Source organism: Streptomyces sp. ISL-1 (genome assembly GCF_018614585.1).
GTDB classification, from domain to species: Bacteria; Actinomycetota; Actinomycetes; order Streptomycetales; family Streptomycetaceae; genus Streptomyces; species Streptomyces maoxianensis.
This window is the reverse complement of the sequence record NZ_JAGGOI010000011.1, coordinates 17,271-30,932: the sequence shown is the minus strand read 5'-3', so window position 1 is coordinate 30,932 and position 13,662 is coordinate 17,271. Positions and strand designations below refer to the sequence as shown.

The 13,662-nt window shown below is 69.2% G+C and carries 11 protein-coding genes and 1 pseudogene; 4 read left to right on the top strand and 8 right to left on the bottom strand.

The window, feature by feature from the left end; translation table 11 throughout:
- Positions 1 to 4 precede the first annotated feature (4 nt).
- Positions 5 to 1,180, top strand: coding sequence for an RNA polymerase sigma factor (locus J7E87_RS09960; protein ID WP_215092318.1), 1,176 nt, complete (start codon positions 5 to 7; stop codon positions 1,178 to 1,180).
- Positions 1,181 to 1,281: 101 nt separating this feature from the next.
- On the opposite strand, the gene J7E87_RS09955 is transcribed toward J7E87_RS09960, so the two are convergent.
- Complete coding sequence (locus J7E87_RS09955; protein ID WP_215092206.1) at positions 1,282 to 2,319, bottom strand: hypothetical protein; 1,038 nt, start codon at positions 2,317 to 2,319, stop codon at positions 1,282 to 1,284.
- Positions 2,226 to 2,978: a hypothetical protein gene (locus J7E87_RS09950; RefSeq protein ID WP_215092204.1), complete on the bottom strand. Its 753-nt coding sequence runs from the start codon at positions 2,976 to 2,978 to the stop codon at positions 2,226 to 2,228. Before J7E87_RS09950 ends, J7E87_RS09955 begins: the two co-directional genes overlap by 94 nt.
- Before the next feature lie 402 nt (positions 2,979 to 3,380).
- Between J7E87_RS09950 and J7E87_RS09945 the strand changes: the two genes are divergently transcribed.
- On the top strand, positions 3,381 to 4,478 hold the full coding sequence (locus J7E87_RS09945) for an NAD(P)/FAD-dependent oxidoreductase (protein ID WP_215092202.1): 1,098 nt from the start codon (positions 3,381 to 3,383) through the stop codon (positions 4,476 to 4,478).
- A gap of 115 nt (positions 4,479 to 4,593) precedes the next feature.
- Here J7E87_RS09945 and J7E87_RS09940 read toward each other — a convergent pair whose 3' ends face one another.
- Entirely contained in the window at positions 4,594 to 5,169 is a 576-nt protein-coding gene (locus J7E87_RS09940; protein ID WP_215092200.1) for a helix-turn-helix domain-containing protein, read from the bottom strand.
- A gap of 191 nt (positions 5,170 to 5,360) precedes the next feature.
- On the opposite strand from J7E87_RS09940, the gene J7E87_RS09935 reads away from it, so the two are divergent.
- Positions 5,361 to 6,014, top strand: a complete 654-nt coding sequence (locus J7E87_RS09935) for a class I SAM-dependent methyltransferase (RefSeq protein WP_215092198.1) — start codon at positions 5,361 to 5,363, stop codon at positions 6,012 to 6,014.
- 50 nt (positions 6,015 to 6,064) lie between these two features.
- Here J7E87_RS09935 and J7E87_RS09930 read toward each other — a convergent pair whose 3' ends face one another.
- From J7E87_RS09930 to J7E87_RS09920, 3 genes and pseudogenes are all read right to left on the bottom strand, one after another.
- Positions 6,065 to 7,345, bottom strand: coding sequence for an ATP-binding protein (locus tag J7E87_RS09930; RefSeq protein WP_215092196.1), 1,281 nt, complete (start codon positions 7,343 to 7,345; stop codon positions 6,065 to 6,067).
- Positions 7,346 to 7,542: 197 nt separating this feature from the next.
- Positions 7,543 to 7,812 (bottom strand): annotated as a pseudogene (locus tag J7E87_RS09925) (DUF1931 family protein).
- Between the two features lie 87 nt (positions 7,813 to 7,899).
- Entirely contained in the window at positions 7,900 to 8,352 is a 453-nt protein-coding gene (locus J7E87_RS09920) for a lamin tail domain-containing protein (RefSeq protein WP_215092194.1), read from the bottom strand.
- A gap of 283 nt (positions 8,353 to 8,635) precedes the next feature.
- On the opposite strand from J7E87_RS09920, the gene J7E87_RS09915 reads away from it, so the two are divergent.
- The gene (locus J7E87_RS09915; RefSeq protein WP_215092192.1) at positions 8,636 to 9,922 is read left to right on the top strand and encodes a hypothetical protein; all 1,287 of its coding nucleotides are present in this window, start codon (positions 8,636 to 8,638) and stop codon (positions 9,920 to 9,922) included.
- Between the two features lie 20 nt (positions 9,923 to 9,942).
- Here J7E87_RS09915 and J7E87_RS09910 read toward each other — a convergent pair whose 3' ends face one another.
- The gene (locus J7E87_RS09910) at positions 9,943 to 10,467 is read right to left on the bottom strand and encodes a GNAT family N-acetyltransferase (RefSeq protein ID WP_215092190.1); all 525 of its coding nucleotides are present in this window, start codon (positions 10,465 to 10,467) and stop codon (positions 9,943 to 9,945) included.
- A gap of 493 nt (positions 10,468 to 10,960) precedes the next feature.
- Positions 10,961 to 13,282, bottom strand: coding sequence for a collagenase (locus J7E87_RS09905; RefSeq protein ID WP_308312888.1), 2,322 nt, complete (start codon positions 13,280 to 13,282; stop codon positions 10,961 to 10,963).
- Positions 13,283 to 13,662: the final 380 nt, after the last annotated feature.

Sequence of the window (13,662 nt, the reverse complement as noted above, 5' to 3'; positions counted from 1 at the left end):
TGAAGTGAACGAGGTCCTGCTCCGTAGCCTCGCGCCGAGCGTGCTCGGGATCCTCGTCCGCCGCGGAGCCGACTTCGCGGCGGCCGAGGACGCCGTGCAGGACGCGCTGGTCGAGGCGGTCCGCGTCTGGCCGGCCGACCCCCCGCGGGACCCGAAGGGCTGGCTGGTCACCGTGGCCTGGCGCCGGTTCCTCGATGCGACCCGGGCGGACGCCGCCCGGCGCCGGCGTGAGGATCTCGTCTACGAGGAGCCGGCGCCAGGGCCAGCGCCCACGGTGGACGACACGCTCCAGCTCTACTTCCTGTGCGCCCACCCGTCGCTGACGCCGTCGTCCGCGGTCGCGCTCACACTGCGCGCCGTCGGCGGGCTGACCACCCGCCAGATCGCCCAGGCCTACCTGGTGCCCGAGGCCACCATGGCGCAGCGCATCAGCCGGGCCAAGCGCACCGTCTCCGGCGTGCGGTTCGACCGGCCCGGCGATGTCGCCACCGTGCTGCGCGTTCTCTACTTGGTCTTCAACGAGGGCTACTCCGGCGACGTCGACCTCGCCGCCGAGGCCATCCGGCTCACCCGGCAGCTCGCGGCCGCGATCGACCACCCCGAGGTGGCGGGGCTGCTCGCCCTCATGCTGCTCCACCACGCCCGGCGCGCCGCCCGGACCGCGCCCGACGGCAGCCTGGTGCCGCTCGCCGAGCAGGACCGCGGCCGGTGGGACACCGAGTCGATCGCCGAGGGCGTCGAGATCCTCCAGGCGGCCCTCGCCCGCGGCCGGCTGGGCGAGTTCCAGGCCCAGGCCGCCATCGCGGCACTCCACGCTGACGCGCCCACCGCCGAGGAGACCGACTGGGTGCAGATCGTCGAGTGGTACGACGAGCTGGCGCGCCTGACCGACAGCCCGGTCGTCCGGCTCAACCGCGCGGTGGCCGTCGGCGAGGCCGACGGACCGCGCGCCGGCCTGGCGGCGCTCGCGGCGCTGGACGACTCCTCCCCAAGCTCTTCGAGCAGGGGATACCCCATCCCCCGCCGCGCTGCGGTGGCTGCGTACCTCCACGAGCGCGACGGCGACCTGGCGACGGCGGCACGGCTGTACGCCGAGGCGGCCCAAAAGGCACCCAACCTCGCCGAGCGCGACCACCTGACGCGCCAGGCCGCCCGGCTCAACGCCCGCGGGTGTCGCTGACGGGTCGCGCTCGGATTTTCCCGCTGCACTTGGCGCGGCCTCGTGGCCAGAGCGGTCGCCTCAAAGTGAGAGGACGGTCGAGACCGCGCCCGGCCTGGTGTCTATGCCACCCCTGCCGACTCCCATTGCAGGAGGGTTTCGCATGCCTCGTCGTCGGTGCGCTGTGCGGTGATCGTGACGGTGTCGGCCTGGGCGGGCAGCGACTCAGCGAGCTTGCGCCCCTCTGGCGTGGTGTCGGGGGCCGCCAGGGTGCCGGAGGCGATCTGGGTGATGTCGGCGGTGATCTTCCACTGCACCGTGGCATTGGTGCAGCGCGTAGTGAATCCGTTCAACTTGAAGCTTCCTTGCAGAGCTTGGCCGTTGCCCGGCTGGTCGAGGTTGAGCACGGTCGTGACGGACCGGCCGGCAGGCAACTCCCATTGCAGACCGTTGATACCGGCGCATGCGGACTTGCTGCAGCTGCGGCGGGATTCGCTCGGCTTGTCGCCGGAGGCGTATGCCACGCCCTCGGACACATCCCGGGTGAGGTCGTAGTAGACCATCGCGGCCGCCGCCCCCAGGAAGCCGCCGACGCCCAGTAACACCGCCATGATCCGGGCCACGCGGTGAACGACGCTCGGCTGTGCCCGGGAAGTGGACGGGGCTGTCTGATCACCGAAGCCGTTGACGATGTCGTTGAACGCATCGTCGTCGATGTCGCGCTCGATGCCCGAGCGAGCCCGTCTCCGGCCGGCCGGGCCCCCGGGAAGGGCGTGGCCCGGAGCGGTGACGGAAACGGCCGGCTCACGAGTTGGCAGTTCACTGGTCGCGGTGTTGTCCTGGGTTGTCCTGGACAATGGCGGGGGCACGGCACGGCCGCTACGGTGCCCAGCCGTGTCCGCCGTTGTGGCTACGGGGCAGTTGTCCATGTCGTCCACGACGGTGCCGGCGACAATCCGCGTCCCTGCGTCCGGGGACGGCTCGATTCCCGCCTGCTCCAGGACCGCGGCGAGGGCCACCTCCTGCTCCCGGCGATCGGTGCTGACGCGGTCGAGCTCTTCGTCGATCATGTCCATGGTGGGTTCCGGCGGGGGCTGGACCGCCGGCATGGCCCGCTCCTCCGCCTTCGGCGAGACCAGGTCCGCGACCTGCTGCCGCAACCGTTCGATCTCCTTGCGGGCTTCCAGTGCCTCCTTCGCCAGGGCTTGTTGGGCATGCTCCGCGCTGTAGCGGTTGCTCTGCGCTCTGGCCAGTTCGGTCCGGTCCGCTCCAGCCGGAGCCGGGCCTGGGCGAGGTGGAGCTCGGCCAACGCCCGCTCGCGTTCCAGCGCACGGCTAAGCTCGCCGGTGAGTGTCTCGATCCGGGACTGCAGCAGGGCGGCCATCGGGATGAGCATGCCGACGACACGCTCGGACTCGTGAGCCACCGACCTTGCCTTGGCCATGCCCTCCGTGGCCTCGTTGAGCCGCTCGTACAGCCGCACGATCTCGGTCTGCGGCCCGCCGTCCTGCACCGGCCCGGCTTCGGTCTCGGCCTCCGCCGCCTTCCACAGCCGCTTGGCCTCGGTCACGTAGAACTCCTGGGCACGCGGGTCGTGCGAGAACAGCGTCCGCACGATCCTGCCCAGCACCTCGGCCGGGATGAGCTTCGTGCCGTTGAGGTAGAGCGCCCAGGTCGAACTGCTGGCACTGCCCTTGAAGCGCGTCGACAAGGTTCTGGTCGTCAGGCTGTGCCGGCCGGCCAGCTCGCACAGGAAGCGCGCCAACTCGTTCGCCCTGGGCCCGCCCTGGAACTCCCGCGGCCGCCCCGCCTTGCTCATCAAGTCCCCTGTTGTCTGCGGCCAATCCGGCATTGTCCGGACTTCACCTGCCCCCTCGTCCCGGGAACAGATGGTCAATCAGATCAGCTCCGAGACTCGGCCTTCAATCCGCTTCGCCATATCGGCACAGCAGAAAGCGAAGGCCAAGATGACTGCCCCGAACACGCGCCGGCCGAGCTGGCCCTACGTCGTCTTCACACTGGCGATCCAGTCCGGATGGCAACCGGTTGAGGTCAGGAATCTTGCCGTAGTCCTCCTGGTCCTTATCGCCGTGATCTATACGTCCCGGAAGTGAGCCTCCTGAACTGCGGGAAGGGCGTGAAGCCTCCAGCACCATGCAGAAAGTTGCCAAAGCGGCAAAGGGGTTTGCGGCTACGCTCAAGTAGCTCGCAAGGTGTCCGTATGACTGAGACGGTAAAGAAGAACCTCGCTGAAGTGGATGTGGATGTGGATGTGGATGTGGTGATCGTCGGGGGCGGGGTCGCCGGCTTGTCCGGTGCGCTGACCTTGGCCCGCTCCCGGCGTTCGGTACTGGTGGTCGACTCCGGGGAGCCGCGCAACGCTCCCGCTTCCGGGGTCCATGGGTTCCTGTCCCGCGACGGAGTCGCGCCGCGTGAGCTCTTGCGGGCGGGCAGTGAGGAGGTCACGGGGTACGGCGGGCGGATCGTCCCGGACCGCGCGGTGGCGGCGCGCCGTGACGGCGAACGGTTCATCGTGGACACCGCGGGTGGCCGGAGCTATACGGCACGGCGGCTGCTGGTGACGACCGGACTGGTCGACGTGCTACCCGACATCCCCGGTCTGCGCGAGCGATGGGGTCGCGACGTGCTGCACTGCCCGTACTGCCATGGGTGGGAGGTGCGCGACGAGCCGATCGGGGTGCTGGCCGGCGGTCCGCGGGCGGTGCACCAGGCGCTGCTGTTCCGCCAGTTGTCGCCGGAGGTGACCTTCTTCCTCCACACCGCGGACGACCCGGGCGAGGAGCAGTGGGAACAGCTGGCCGCCCGCGGCGTCGCAGTGGTCGATGGAGAGGTCGTCGCTCTTGAAATCAGCGATGACCGCCTCTCGGGCGTGCGGCTGGCTTCCGGTCAGCGGGTGCCGGTGCGGGCCCTGGCGGTGGGACCTCGCTTCGAGGCCCGCAGTGGGGTGCTCGCCGGCCTCGGCCTGACGGCGGTGGAGCACCCTTGGGGCGTGGGGAGTTACGTGGAATCGGACGCGAGCGGTCTCACCGGTGCCGCCGGGGTGTGGGCCGCCGGCAACGTCACCGACCTCATGGGCGGGGTCCCCGCCTCCGCGGCCTCTGGAATGCAGGCTGCGGCAGCGATCAACGCCGACCTCGTGGCCGCGGACACGGACGCGGCGGTGGCCCGCCGGAAGGCGACTCGGCTCGCCGGCGCCTTCAGCCCGGCCGCGGAGTCCGCGAACTGCGAGCGGATTCTGGGAGACCGCGCCCACGGGCTCGACACGCTGTTCCCTCTTGGCCGGCCTTCAGGGCAGTGACACTCGTGGTCCGCTCACTGATGGGCGCTTCCTGGACGCCGAGCATCCCGGCCTGCTCAGCGGCGGGTTGAAGTCCACTTCCGCCTGGTGCGCAGGCGCAGGCTTCCGGGATGGGTCAGGTCGAGCGGGCGCGCAGATGGGCACGTTCCCCCTGCTGGCCGAACAGGACGAGCAGCTCGACCGGTTCGGCGCCGGCAGCTCCCAGCCAGTGCGGTACGTGGGTGTCGAACTCCGCCACCTCGCCGGGCTTCAGGACCAGGTCCTGGTCTCCGAGAAGCAGTCTCAGCCGACCGTTGAGGACGTAGAGCCACTCGTACCCCTCGTGCACCTTCAGGTCGGGATCGACGTCTGCGCTCCTGGCTGGGATCACCAGTTTGTGCGCCTGCATTCCGCCTGCTCGGCGGGACAGCGGCACATACGTCATCCCGTGGCGGCGTACCGGGCGCAGGTGCACGCGTGGGTCGCCGGTGTGCGGTGCCCCGACGAGCTCGTCGAGCGGGACGCCGTATGCGCGGGCCAGCGGTAGCAGCAGTTCCAGGTTGGGCCGCCGTCCGCCGCTCTCCAGTCGCGAGAGCGTGCTCTCCGAAATGCCGGTCGTCTCCGCCAAGTTGGCCAGGGTGACGCTGCGCTGTCGTCGGAGTTCTCGCAGCCGAGGTCCCACGGAGGCCAGTACGTCGCTCAGCTCTTCCATGCCGGCATCTTGCCGAACTGGCATGAAAAATTGCAACTCGATGGCATCACGGATCACTCTCGGCGGTGTGTCACCGGCCCTCCGGAGCAACCTGCCCGGACGCAGGCCGCCATCGGGCCACAGGGACGAACTCGTGACGCACGTACGCAGTCCGCCCGCCGCACCACTCGACGAACAGGAAGGCACCCGCTATGACCGACCGCACCCCCGACACCGACCGCGCCGGTGAAGCCGAACTCTTCTGGGAGGACCACTACAGCAGCCAGGAACGTGTGTGGAAGGGCAACCCGAACCCCGTCCTTGTCGAGAGCGCGCAGGCGCTGACCCCCGGCATCGCGCTGGACCTGGGCTGCGGGGAGGGAGGCGACGCACTCTGGCTTGCCACCCACGGCTGGCGGGTGACCGCGGTCGATGTCTCCGCAACCGCCTTGCGGCGCACGGCCGCTCACGCGGCCGCCGCCCGCGCCGGTGACCTCATCACGACCGAACAGCACGACCTGGCCCGCAGCTTCCCGGCCGGCACATTCGACCTCGTCTCGGCCCAGTACCTGCACACGCCCCTGGAATTCCCCCGGGCACGCGTCTTCCAACAGGCGGCCCACGCGCTGACCGCCGGCGGACTGCTGCTCATCGTCGATCACGGCTCCGTCCGTCCCTGGGCCTGGAACCCCGACCCGGACACCAACTTCCCCACCCCCGAAGACGTCTTCAGTGATCTCGAACTGGACCCTGGCCGCTGGCGGGCCGAGCGCCTCGACCGACCCTGGCGCCAGGCCACCGGCCCGCACGGTCAGACCGCCGCCGTCACCGACAACGTCATCGCCATCCGCCGCCGGACCGCCTGACGGCAGCCCGCCGCACGCTCGTCGGCTCCCCTGCGTGACGCCGGTCGGCGTCACAGGCGCGCGTAGTCCTCGATATCCTCCCGGAACTCGGTCAGCGCCTGATCAGTGAGTGTGGGACGGGTGTCAGCGATGGCGGCGAGGTAGTCCTCGGTGCGGGCCGGCGCGTCTCGGCGGTCGGCCACTTCGCGTTCGAACGCGGCGTGGGCACCCTTGCGTGCGGCGAACTCGATGTCGGCGGGTGTGAACATCTCGCTGGCCGCCACCAGCCGCTGCAGCTCGACACCCTCGACAACGGGGCCGAGGTAGCGCTGCCAGATCGCCGCCCGGGCGACCGGGTCGGGGGGACCGACCGGAATGACGTAATCGAACCGGCCGGGGCGCAGGAACGCCGGATCGAGGGAGCGAACGGAGTTGGTGGCGCAGATCAGCAGACGGTCGTCGTGATCGCGGAAGCCGGGGATCAGCTTGAGCAGTTCGTTGGTGACACCATGGCCGGGATCGACGGCCAGGCCGGACCGGACGCCGGCAATCTCCTCCACCTCGTCGATGAACAGCAGAACGGTCTCCAGCTCGGCCAGGTCGGCGAACGTGTCCCGTAGCGAGGTGGCCAGCCCCCCGGCGGCTGCCGCCGCGAGCCGGGAGGGAAAAAGCTCCACGAACGGCCACTCCAGCCGGGAGGCGACGGCTTTGGCGAAGCTGGTCTTGCCCGTGCCCGGCGGGCCGAAGAGGATGACTGCCTTCGGCGGCGTCACCCCGTACCGGTCGGCCAGCGCCGGCTCGGCCACCGGCAGCACGATCCGCCGCTCGATGGCTTCCTTCTCACGCTCCATCCCCGCGAGGGCACGCCACAGCCCTTGCGGCAGCACCCTCCCGCCGAGCTCCGCGAGCAGGCCCGCATCGCTCGCGCCGAGATGCTCCACCTTCTCGTAGAAGATCAATCCGTCGCGGGCCCGGTAGCCGGAGTTCTCCAGGGCCGTCGTTCCGGTGGCCCCCGGGGCGAGCAGCGCACCGATCCGGCGCACCCCGTGCACCCGCAGGCGCCGCTCGAGCTCGCCGATCAGGGCGCTGCCGATCCCGCGGTTACGCCACGTCGCGGCAAGCGCCACCAGCGTGATCCAGCCCCGCTCATCCTGGGCCTGCGCCACTGCCATGCCCACCATGTCGTCGCCCACCACCGCGACCACGGCGGGACTGCCGGTCCGGGCCGCGGCCATCACCTCGGAGACGAGGAACACGGGGGGCGAATCGTCCGCCTGCCGGTCCTGATCCCATATCTGGATGGCGCGGTCCAGATCGTCGTCGCGGAAGTCCCGCAAACGCCAAGTCGGCATCACCACCACCTTGCCGGCAGGTCGCCACCGCCTCATCGACGTTGGCCGCGCGCTACCGAAGCGGCATCCTGCCCCACTCATTCACGGCTCATTCTCCGCGCCGATCAGACGCCCGTCGAACGGGCGGGCAGGAGACCTCGGACCGCACACTCGCCGGCCGCCAGTACGAGCACTGACGGCCGGCAACGGTTCGGGACTCAGAGCAGAAGATCGAAGATGGCCCGGATCTGGTCCCAGTGGTGGGTGTGCGGGTTCGTGAGGTCCGGGTGGACGATCTTGAACGCCTGGGCGAGCGCCAGGCCGGGCCCGCCGATGATCTACGGGTACTTCGACTCAGTCTCCTCGTCACGCACGCGGTCCCGGGGCACGAGCTGATCCAGGATCGGCTGGAACTCGATCTCGTGGTCGATTTTCCGGGAACGGTGAATGCTCTCCTGCAGTCCCTTGGTGAACCTGGGCACGGCCATACGGCGAGGGCAGCCGTGCCGAGCGGCACAGGCCATCGGCCCTCATGGGCGTGGCTCACAGGGTCTGCCGCGACCGGGACTGCCGGTTCAGCACATCTTGTAGTCGACGCGGGTCGAGTTGTACGAGCAGGTGTCGACCCTGGTCCCGTTCGCCCTCTTCAGGGTGGCGGTGTCCTTGTCGTTGTTCCACACGTACCACGCCCGCCCCTGGTAGCGGTTGGCGCTTGTGTTGGTGCCCTTGCCGGTGCGCACCGTCACCGTCTTGCCCCGGCCGAGCGTGAACGTGCCGAAGGTGTACTTGTGGTTGGCCACGTCGACCAGGACCCAACCCTTCAGGCTGACGGCGGCGCCGGTGGTGTTGCGGATCTGCACATACTCCGCGTTCAGGCTCGAGTTGGCGCCACGGTCGGAGCCGGGGCTGTCGTAGTAGATCTTGTACAGGTGGACCGAGCCGGCTGCCTGCGCAGGGGAAGGCAGGGCTATGAGGCCGGCGAAAGCCGCAATCGTCGAGACAGCGGCCATGGAACGGGTACGGAACATGAGCATCCCTCGGGGTCGGACCGGGCACCCCCCAAATCGGGCCCGGTAGGACAGTAAGAATAGGGACTAAGTCGGCCAGGAGTAGCAGGAGTTGAAAAAACGGCATACTCCGCAACATCGAACTGCGCACCGCCCTCAGGCGACGTGGCCGATTTCCGCGGATGAGGCCCAGCAATCCTGCCCCGAGAAAGGCGGCCTCCGCACGCGACGGGAACGCGGTTGCCGCAGATGCCACCGAGGGATGTGATCGGGCGCGGATCGGCGCCGACTGTACTATCAGCGCATGTCCGGACCCCCATCTACAGCGCGTCAGGTGCTGCGGTGGTCGCGTCGGGTGGTCGCCGTTGTGGTCACCGTGTGCGCGCTGGTGGGTGCGGTGCGGCTGATAGCGCCCGCCACGGCGGGTGCGACCGGTGAACCGGCCGGGGTCCAGCGGCAACTGGCGTTTCTACGCGCCGCGTTGGACGACGACGCCGACGACGAGGCGCAGCGGCTGTTCCCGGAGGGGTACTTCTTCATGCACGCGCTGTACGGCCTGAGCTGGGTCGAGATCGGGATGCGTGAACCGGCGGGCGAGCGGTCAGCGGCGCTACGGGAGGCACGGTGGGCGTTGGGGCGGCTGGACTCGCCACCCGGCCGTGCCCCGTTCAGCGCGGGCCTCGTCCCGTCGTACGGCGTCTTCTACCGCGGCTGGAGCAATTGGCTGCGCGGTGGAGTGCTGACCCTGCAATCGCCCGCGCAACGCGATCCCGACGAACTGCACCGGTTCGCCGACGATTCCGCCGCGCTGGGCGCGGCGTTCGACGCCTCGAAGTCGCCCTACTTGGCGGCGTACCCGGGGCAGGCATGGCCGGTCGACTCCACCGTGGCGATAGCTTCGCTGCGGCTGCACGACACGCTGCTGCCGACCCGGTTCGCCGGCACTGTCGAGCGTTGGCTGGACGGGGTACGCCAGCGGCTTGATCCGCGCACCGGGCTGCTCCCGCACCGAGTCGACCCCGGCACCGGCGACCCGGTCGAGGTGGCCAGGGGCACCTCGCAGAGCATCATTCAACGTTTCCTTGTCGACATCGACCCGGTCTTCGCCGGCGAGCAGTACCTGCGCTTCCGTGACCGCTATATCGTCTCGCCTCTCGGCCTCGGGCCGACCGTACGGGAGTACCCCGGCGGCGTGGACGGTCCGGCCGACGTCGACTCCGGCCCGCTGCCCCTCGGTGTGAGTCTGTCGGCGACGGTCGTCACCATCGGCGCGGCCCAAGTCCACGGCGACACCCGGCTCGCCACTGCGATGGCCAACTACAGCGAGTTCGCCGGCCTACCGGTCGACACCCCGTGGACCAAGCGGTACGCCTTCGGCCTGCTCCCGATCGGTGACGCGTTCCTGGCATGGTCGAAGACCGCACGCCCATGGGTGGAACAAACGCCGTCCCCGCCACCGGCGAGTATCACGTGGTGGTGGCGGATGCCGCTGCTTTCGGTACTGGTCGTTTTCGGCGCTGCGCCATGGTTGCCGACGCTGGTGCGTCGCCGTCAACGCCGCCGCAGCCGTACCGCAGATCAGCCAGCTTGACGCAGCCGGGCGGCTCGGAGTCAGTCCCATTCAGCGTCGACGAAACCGAGTCGCCGGTTCATCTCGATGGCGCTCGTGTTCGCCGGGTGGTGGACCGTTCGAATCTTGTCCACGCCGCACAGGTCGGCGAATCCGATGCCAAATGTCTTCATCGCGATAGAGATACCCCGGCCACGGTAGGCGGCCTTGACTCCGGTCATCTCGTTGCAGACGAAGCCGGCAGATCGCCGGTCTGATGTCGCGGCGAGCCCGCACCATACGTCGTCATCGAGCGCGATCACGACGCCACGCGGGTCGTAGGACGGGACCTCGATCCTGCGCTCGAGGTACTCGTCGAAAGTGTAGAACTCGCCGCGGTCAGGGATGTCGGCCGAGCATTCCTTGTTGAGCTCGTAGAGTGCGCGTCGGTGACGTGGGGTGTCCCCCAACTCGGCCAACGTGGTCAAACGGATGCCCGCGACCCGGCAACGCTCCATGTACTTCTCGAAGCGGGCCGCGTCGAAGGCGTTCACGTCGAGTTCCAGCCTGACCCAGCGGTCTGTCACGGTGGTTGCTCCCTTTCAGCCTCCAGCCCGGGCTCCCATGCACTCCGGACGGCGGCGCGACGTCTGCGCGCGCCAGACCCGTCTGCCTGGAGTGCACAGTCGAAGCGGGCCGAGATCCAAGCAAATGGTCAGGCTAACCTATCTGCCGACCGAAGCCCCGCCAAGCTTTGGTGATCTTGTCGCCTTTCACCGAGAGGCGACCGCTCTCCGTAAGCACCCTCTACCGCCCTGGCTGGTCTCCCCCGTACAGCCGGGGCTCTGTTCCGCTCCGGCCACACCGACGGCGCGGCGGCTCCGTCGGCCGATGCCGGTCCTGTCCCAAACGTTCCTTCAACTACCGCCCCTGTCAGGGCGGTTCGATCTCGCCCGGCCGTCTCGCCGAGCCGCCCAGGACAGGCAGGGTGCCGCCCGGGGCGCGCTCGGAGTCAAGCCGACGCCTCCCGGGCCGTACGGCGCTCGTGCCACGCACCGTACGACCCGGGGCCGTATGCGATCAGCTGCGCAGCGGGCCTTCGCAGGTGTAGCCGGCAGTGCCGGCGCGGCCACCCGTCCAGACGTCGACCTTGCCGAAGTGGCAGTTCATGTCGGTCAGATTGGTGGACGCGGGGCGGGCCCGGTCCAGGATGAAGTAGTCGACCGTCTCGGAAATGTCCTTGAAGATACGGTCGGGGCTCGATGCGTCGGTGAGGTTGGCGGTGATCCGGCCGGTGCAGATGAAGCGGCGCATCGTCGGATCCGGGGCGGTCGCGCAGGCGGGGCCGAGCTGGGTGGCGGTCGCGAACGAGTCGCGGACCGCTTCGGCCGAGGAGTCCCGTAGCCGGTCGTTCGGATTGAACGTGGTGTTCGGTACGAAGAGTTCGTCGACCCGGGCGATCTGTGTGTCCAGGAAGTTGTCGTACGCGCGCTGCGTCGCGGCGTCCGTGCCGAGGCGGTTGCGCCAGGCGTCGAAGGCGGCAGGGTCGTCGGCGCGCAGATACCCGTACATCTCGTGGATCAGCGAGGGGCGTTCGGTCCACAGGAACTCGAAGAAGGTGCCCGCGTAGTCGTAGAAGCGGAAGCCGTCGCCGTCGTAGGTGGCGTGCAGCAACTGGTTCACGGTCATGCGCGGCCCGCCGCCCGCCGTGTCATCGATGACGCCCTGCACCAGCGACTTACGCACGGCGATGCCTTCGTCGCGGGTGGCGCCGTCGAAGAACTCGGCCGAGCCCTCGTCCATCGCGGTCGTGCGGTCCCCCTGGTACCACGGGCCCTCACCGAAGTATCCCGGCACCGCCCAGCGGCCGTTGAGATAGTGCGTGTACTCGTGGCGGAAGAGTTCCTCCAGGGTGAGCGAGGAGTCCTGCGGAACGCGTCGCTGGTAGGTGTAGAAGGTCGCGCCGCGTTCGATGTAGACGCCGCCGTTGTTGGTGTCCATCCCGGTGAGCAGCGGGTGGTACGTCTCGTAGTCGGCGCGCGAGGCGTAGAGCACGACGTTCAGCGAGGTGTTCGTGTCGCCGGTCAGCGGCGCATCGGTGCCGAGGACGCGGTGGAACTGCGCCTTGACCTGCTTGCTCGCGTAGTAGAGCTGGTCGACGACCACCCGGTCCAGCCCGGTGCGGACCTTCATGGCGCCGTTGTCGTAGATGAACGTGTACGGGAAGATGCGGCGCTCGATGTCGTCCTTGCACACCTCGTACGGCTTGCATGCCTCGTAGAAGTTGAGCCAGCTCGCCACCTTGGCCCAGGGCCGGCTGCCCTCTCCGAAGTTCCGCGTGGTGACCGGCAGCAGCGCGCCCAGGCCGGAGACGGTCTCGGACTTCACTGCCTCGATCTGGCCGAAGCGGCCGTACTCGCCGAGCGCGTCCCGTACGGCCCACTCGTTCGCCGTGCCCTTGAGGTGGGTGTATGCGGCGAACTTCTTGAAGGCGTTGCGGTACGTCGAGTTCCGGGTGACCAGCGTGCGGAAGGTGGTGTCGTTGTTGCCCGGGTACACGCCCAGGTAGTTGACGGAGAGCCCGGCGAGCGCGGCGCCGCCCCAGGCGGGGTCCTTGTAGGTGGTGGTGTGGTACTGGTCCAGGGTCGCCAGCACCTTTTGGATCAGGCCGAGTTGGGAGTGGCGCAGCCCGGTGCCGCTGCCGGCGTAGAGGGCTTCGCGCAGGGTTTCGGCGTTGGTTCGCGTCGGGGTGAAGGAGCGGGCCGCCGTTCCGAAGGCGTTGATGGCGCGGCGCATGGCCTCGCTGGTGGGGGCGTCGGTGACGTCGATCTCGCTGCGTGAGAAGTCGTGGTAGACCACGGCGTGGAGGTAGGTGAGCATCTCCAGCAGATGGCTGCCGTTCTTGCCGTCGTGGGCCGCGGAGAGCGTGGATATCCGGCGGGAGACGGCCTGGACGTGTGCGTCGGACATGACGGGGGTGAGGCGGGCGTCCCAGGTCCAGAGGATGTCGCGCAGACAACCGTCAGCAGTGACGGCCGGATCGGCGAGGAAGTCAGCGAACTGCTCGGGGCCCAGAGGGGTGATGCCGTCCAGCGTGCAAGGAACTGCGGAAGAGTCGGCTTCCTTGGCGCTCGCTTTCGCCGTACGGGCGCCGGGGGTACGGCCCTGCGGCAGTCCGCCGGGGGCGGGCGCGGTACGGGCCGTGAACTTGGGTGCTGCGGCGAGGCGTTCCACTTCGTCGTGCGGGTTGTGGCGGTCGACGGGCCCGGCGTGAGCGGCGGCCGGCTCCGGCTGCGCGGGCGCCGCCGAGGCCTGGCCGAGTGGTGCGAGGGAGGCCAGCAGCGCCGCGGCCGCTAATACCGCGGCCAGCAGGGGTCTGGGTGTGTATCCGTCTCGAGACACGATGTCTCCTGAGTGGGGGGTCGAAGGGATGAAGTGCCGTGCCACAGACGGCCGTTGACGTCACGGTCCAACGAGCCGCCATGTGATGCGTAACGTAGTAATGTGACATTGCACTGACAACCCCTCAGCACAGCCCACTTTGTGAAACCTTGCCTGTGGGAGTCGGCTCCGATAACCGAACAGGCGGCGCGGCCGATTGGCGTTGCGAAGGGCTCCACACGGGATGTCACGACCTGACGCCTTACGCCGAGGTCATTCACCCTGCGGCTGGGGCCCGGCCCGCTGCCCGGTGAACTCCTTCTGCCCGCCGCCCCGTTCATGCATCCGCGGGGGTGGCCGGCGAACTCCTCGACGGCTGACCGCCGCCGGGCGACCGCGCT

What these genes read in the sequence shown, in the direction of transcription:
- J7E87_RS09930 (WP_215092196.1), bottom strand. Translation starts at nt 7,345, where the DNA reads ATGCCGACTTGGCGTTTGCGGGACTTCCGCGACGACGATCTGGACCGC.
- J7E87_RS09945 (WP_215092202.1), top strand. Translation starts at nt 3,381, where the DNA reads ATGACTGAGACGGTAAAGAAGAACCTCGCTGAAGTGGATGTGGATGTG.
- J7E87_RS09915 (WP_215092192.1), top strand. Translation starts at nt 8,636, where the DNA reads ATGTCCGGACCCCCATCTACAGCGCGTCAGGTGCTGCGGTGGTCGCGT.
- J7E87_RS09920 (WP_215092194.1), bottom strand. Translation starts at nt 8,352, where the DNA reads ATGTTCCGTACCCGTTCCATGGCCGCTGTCTCGACGATTGCGGCTTTC.
- J7E87_RS09950 (WP_215092204.1), bottom strand. Translation starts at nt 2,978, where the DNA reads ATGAGCAAGGCGGGGCGGCCGCGGGAGTTCCAGGGCGGGCCCAGGGCG.
- J7E87_RS09935 (WP_215092198.1), top strand. Translation starts at nt 5,361, where the DNA reads ATGACCGACCGCACCCCCGACACCGACCGCGCCGGTGAAGCCGAACTC.
- J7E87_RS09940 (WP_215092200.1), bottom strand. Translation starts at nt 5,169, where the DNA reads ATGGAAGAGCTGAGCGACGTACTGGCCTCCGTGGGACCTCGGCTGCGA.